Annotated in this window: 2 protein-coding genes; both read right to left on the bottom strand. The window is 69.1% G+C overall.

The window, feature by feature from the left end; translation table 11 throughout:
• Window positions 1-908: IS3 family transposase (locus ACFY2Q_RS29495; protein ID WP_387135935.1), on the bottom strand; the 908-nt coding region annotated here is incomplete at its 3' end.
• The gene (locus tag ACFY2Q_RS29490; protein WP_387135933.1) at window positions 905-1,318 is read right to left on the bottom strand and encodes a transposase; all 414 of its coding nucleotides are present in this window, start codon (window positions 1,316-1,318) and stop codon (window positions 905-907) included. The genes ACFY2Q_RS29495 and ACFY2Q_RS29490, both read right to left, overlap by 4 nt.
• Window positions 1,319-1,393 lie beyond the last annotated feature (75 nt).

Below are 1,393 nucleotides of genomic sequence, written 5' to 3'. Positions count from 1 at the left end.
GGGTGGGCCTGCCAGGCGGCGTCGAGGGTGGCCTGCCGCTGGTCGTGGACGTCGTCGGCGGTGCCGTAGTGCACTGAGGCGGGGGTGTGCAGGCCGATCCCCGAGTGGCGGTGTTCGTGGTTGTAGTACGTGAAGAACTCGGCGGCGAACTCCCGGGCGTGGTGCAGGGAGTCGAAGCGGTCGGGGAACGCGGGGCAGTACTTCAACGTCTTGAACTGCGCTTCGGAGTACGGGTTGTCATTCGACACCCTGGGCCGGGAGTAGGAGCGGGTGACGTCGAGGTCGGCGAGGAGCTCGGCGACGGGTTTCGAGGTCATCGACGAGCCGCGGTCGGCGTGCAGGACCTCGGGCCGCACTCCGTTGCGGGCGATGGCGTCGTCGATCAGCTCCCGGGCGAGCAGGGAGTCCTCGCCGGTGGCGACGTGCCAGCCGACGACGTAGCGGGAGTACACGTCGATGATCACGTACAGGTGGTAGAACACGCCCCGCGCCGTGGTTTTCAGGCGGGTGATGTCCCACGACCACACCTGCGACGGCCCGGTCGCGACCAACTGCGGGATCGTTCGGGCGGGATGGGTCGCCTGCCGGCGGCGTTCCCGACTCTCCCCGGTCTGGCGCAGGATCCGGTACATCGTGGACTGCGAACACCAGTAGCGGCCCTCGTCGAGTTCGCGGGCCCAGACCTGAGCCACGGACATCTCCGCGTACTCATCCCGATGCAGCACGTCCAGCACCGTCTGGCGTTCGGTCGCTGACAGCGTCGACGGTGGAGGTGTCTTCGGCCGCAGCGGCCGAGACACCACGGGTGGCTGCTGGCGCCGGTAATGAGTGGCGCGGGACCGGCCAGTCAACCGGCACGCCCCGGCCACACCCACCACCGGCGCGAGAGCGTCGAACGCCTCGGTCAGCGCCTGCGCGGCCGTGTCGACGTGTCGTCCGCGCTCTCGGACAACGTCTCCAAGAGCGCGTGCGCTTTTCCCATGATCTCCAACGCGGTCTTCGTCCGCGCCAGGTCCGCTTCCAGGCGCTCGTTACGCCGCCGCAACCGCTCGATCTCGGCCGTCTCCGCGCTGCGGCGCCGGTTCTCACTCACCGGGCTCTTGCGGCTGCCCAAGGCGGTCAACGCCCCCGCGTCCCGCGCGGCCCGCCACTCCAGGATGTGCGAGTGATACAGGCCCTCCCGGCGCAGGATCGCCGCGCCCTCACCCGAGGCCTTCGCCGCGTCGTACTCCGCCACGATGCGTAGTTTGTACTCCGCCGTGAACGTCCGCCGCTTCGGCCGTTCGCCCTGCTCACCAGGCGTACTGGGTAGTGTCACGATGATCCTCTTCCTGTCTCCCGGCAAGCCTAGCCGCACCGGGAAGGCTGCCTCATCTCAGCCTGACAGACAGGG

It is taken from the genome of Micromonospora sp. NPDC000316, assembly GCF_042898885.1.
Lineage (GTDB): Bacteria > Actinomycetota > Actinomycetes > Mycobacteriales > Micromonosporaceae > Micromonospora.
Note: the sequence above shows the minus strand (reverse complement) of the source record. Positions and strands in the feature narration are given on the sequence as shown.